General features: G+C 52.1%; 3 protein-coding genes. 2 read left to right on the forward strand and 1 reads right to left on the reverse strand.

The window, feature by feature from the left end; translation table 11 throughout:
• A partial coding sequence (locus tag QCH34_RS08960; RefSeq protein ID WP_300333056.1) for a deoxyribonuclease IV occupies nt 1–708 on the forward strand: 708 nt, incomplete at its 5' end.
• Here the strand turns inward: QCH34_RS08960 and QCH34_RS08965 are convergent.
• Nucleotides 705–1973: a hypothetical protein gene (locus tag QCH34_RS08965; RefSeq protein ID WP_300333058.1), complete on the reverse strand. Its 1269-nt coding sequence runs from the start codon at nt 1971–1973 to the stop codon at nt 705–707. The two genes, QCH34_RS08960 and QCH34_RS08965, sit on opposite strands and share 4 nt — an antisense overlap.
• Before the next feature lie 88 nt (nt 1974–2061).
• On the opposite strand from QCH34_RS08965, the gene endA reads away from it, so the two are divergent.
• Nucleotides 2062–2934 (forward strand): tRNA-intron lyase (gene endA, locus QCH34_RS08970; RefSeq protein WP_300333060.1); only part of this gene is annotated, 873 nt, incomplete at its 3' end.

Below are 2934 nucleotides of genomic sequence, written 5' to 3' on the forward strand. Positions count from 1 at the left end.
GATGACGCCGCCTCCGCCTTTGTTCAGGCAATGCAGAAGTCGGGGATCGGCCCTGCTGTTGTCCATATGCCGTATCTTCCTAATTTTGCCTCTGAGAAGGAGAACATATACTCCCAATCGGTTGAGAGCCTCTCGGTTGAACTCTCGCGGTGTTCGGATCTCCAGATCCCGTTTCTGGTCATGCATCTTGGGCACCATAGCCCTTCGGGAAAAGAGGATGGCAGACGGCGGGTGGCTGAAGCGATCAACACGGTACTCGAAGATGCACCCGCCGGTGTCTTCCTTCTCCTTGAGAATACTGCCGGGGAGAAGAATTCGGTCGGGAGCGATCTTACGGATATCGGGGATATTATCGGTAGAATACATGATCAGAAGAGGATAAAAGTCTGCTTTGATACCTGCCATGCCTTTGCGGCAGGATATGATCTTCGGACACCTGATCTGGTCGGAGAGACATTTGATCAGTTTGATTCTGAGATCGGTCTTGATCTCCTCGCGGTCATTCATCTCAATGATACAAAAGGAATACTTGGGTCCGGCCTTGACCGGCACGAACATATCGGCCTTGGGCAGATCGGGGAGGAGGGGATCCGATCTATCCTCCATCACCCCCGCCTCCGGAGCCTCCCTTTCATCATGGAGACGCCCGAGGATGATACCCGTGATGATATCGGCAATATCGCCAAAGTCAGGGAACTGGCGGGTTAATCTCTCCTTCTCTTGTAAACAAGGAGTGCAGCTGCGGTCGATCCGAGTGCTGCTGCAAGGATGCCGAAGCCGGGGGATTTTGTTGGTTCTGGCTGTCCTGTTGTTGGAACTGGTACAGGCAGGGTTGGCTGTGGCGTAACAGGCTCTGCATGCGGGTCGAAGATCATGAACCATCCTTCAACATCTCCTGTATGGCGTGACCAACCGCCAACAGCAACCCGATCATCTGAGATCGGTAGAACCGCGGTGAAGCGACCATCGTTATCCGGAAGGCGCTTTGACTCTGCTATCACTCCATCATCTCCGATCAAAACCACATATGGGCTGGTTGGTGCAGTACTCCCACCGATAAGAAATGACTCTCCATACGGGGCAATATCATAAGCGGCATATCCCGGGAGTGTTGTTTCCCAGAGAAGCGTACCATCAGATGTAACTCCGGTAGCCCATGCAGTCCCTACTGAATATCCATAGGGCATATCTCCACCCACCAGTATGTACCCGCCATTCATGCTGGTGATCGCAAAGATCGATCTCCCTTCATAGGTCTCTGACCACTCAGGGGTTCCTGTATCGTCAATCTTTGTCAGGTGGCCAAACTGTACTGGTTCAGTTGTTCCGGATGAGCCCGTATTGCCGATAATCAGGTACCCGCCCTCCGGAGCGGCGATGATATCATGCACAGAGACGCCCTCATAGGATACTGTATGGATGCGTTTTCCATCAAGGGTGTATTTGTAGAGGAATCCTTCCGGTGCCTCAGGATTGGAAGCCTGAGCCCAGGAATAGCCGACAAGAATGATCTCATCACCTGCTACGATGATCTCTGTAGGCGAATCACCCGGCAACTCCTCCTGCCAGATGATCGATCCGTCATCGCCGGCCATCATCAGATAACCAGGACCGGATGATGCCCCAAATGCACTCGTCGCAAAGACAATTGTTCCATCCTCAAGCTCTTTGACAGATGAGGTCCATTCTCCCGGATAGTTTTTGGACCAGACTTTCTCTCCGGCAGCATCCGTCTTCACCACAAAGGCATGCTGATCGCCATCAGCCTGAAATGCATGCCCTCCGATAAAGAATCCGCCATCAGAGCTCTCTTCTATCATGAAGATGTCTGTGTATACGCCAAGCGAATACGTCTGTTCGGTTGTCTGGTAGGAGAAGAGATCTCCGGCAGACACCGTTCCCGGCAGGAGACATATGCAGATCAGAAGAACTGCTGCACATCCCGCTTTTCGAAAGAGTGGTATGGTATCCATAGTATCTTTAGATTGTTTGCACTCTCCTTAGAAAGCGTTTCTTCTTCAGAAGTGTGTTTATCTTGGATCACCACCAATACCAGAGGCAGTGAAGGCAACATTTGATGGAACATCTATCCGGACAGGGCCAGATGGCATATCACTCTATGAGCAGAGCGGATACGGGCGCACCGGCGAATCCGGACTTACCCTCTCTGTTGAGGAGGCTCTCTACCTCATCCAGCGTGGCAAACTGGATGTGGAAGGCTATGATTTCGATTCACTCCTGATGCAATCGGTTAATCATCCGGAGAAAGGACGAATATTTCTCAGATCCTTTATTGTATACCGTGACATCCGCGAACGGGGGTATGTCATCCAGCCGGGCCCGCATGATTTCCGGGTCTTCAGGCGTGGCCAGCGGCCGGGGAAGGGGACGACCCAGTACCTGATTCGTGTCCTCTCCGAACGGGATCCGGTTGCCTTTCCGGTTCTCATCAGCGAAGTGGCAACCGCAGAGCATATGAGGAAGAATTTCATACTTGCAGTTGTCGATGATGAAGAGGAACTGACCTATTATGATGTCAGGTTCCACCGCCCCAAAGCCCGCGATGCTACACCTTTTGAATCAGGGGTTGTTGCTGTTCCTGCGGGCTCGTCTGCCATGGTCTTCGGGGAAGGGGCTGCTCTCCTTGAGAAACAGTGGTTTGGAACACGCCTCGATCAGGATCGCCTCATCCTCTCTCCTCCTGAGGTACTGTATCTACTCGATCAGGGAGTACTTACCTTCTCAGAAACAACAATCGATCGATCTACCTATTTTGCATCTGCCCTCTGTTCCGATGATGAGCTGAAAGAGAAGCTCAATGTCTATTCCAGGCTCAGGTCGCTTGGTTATACGCCACGAACCGGGTACAAATTCGGCCACCACTTCAGGGTCTACACTGAGAGCAATACCCACTCAGAGATGCTTGTCCACGCG

Source organism: Methanocalculus sp. (genome assembly GCF_029762515.1).
GTDB lineage: Archaea > Halobacteriota > Methanomicrobia > Methanomicrobiales > Methanocorpusculaceae > Methanocalculus.

Bases quoted from the DNA above. Each gene is read 5' to 3' on its own strand.
- QCH34_RS08965 (WP_300333058.1), bottom strand. From the start codon at position 1,973: ATGGATACCATACCACTCTTTCGAAAAGCGGGATGTGCAGCAGTTCTT.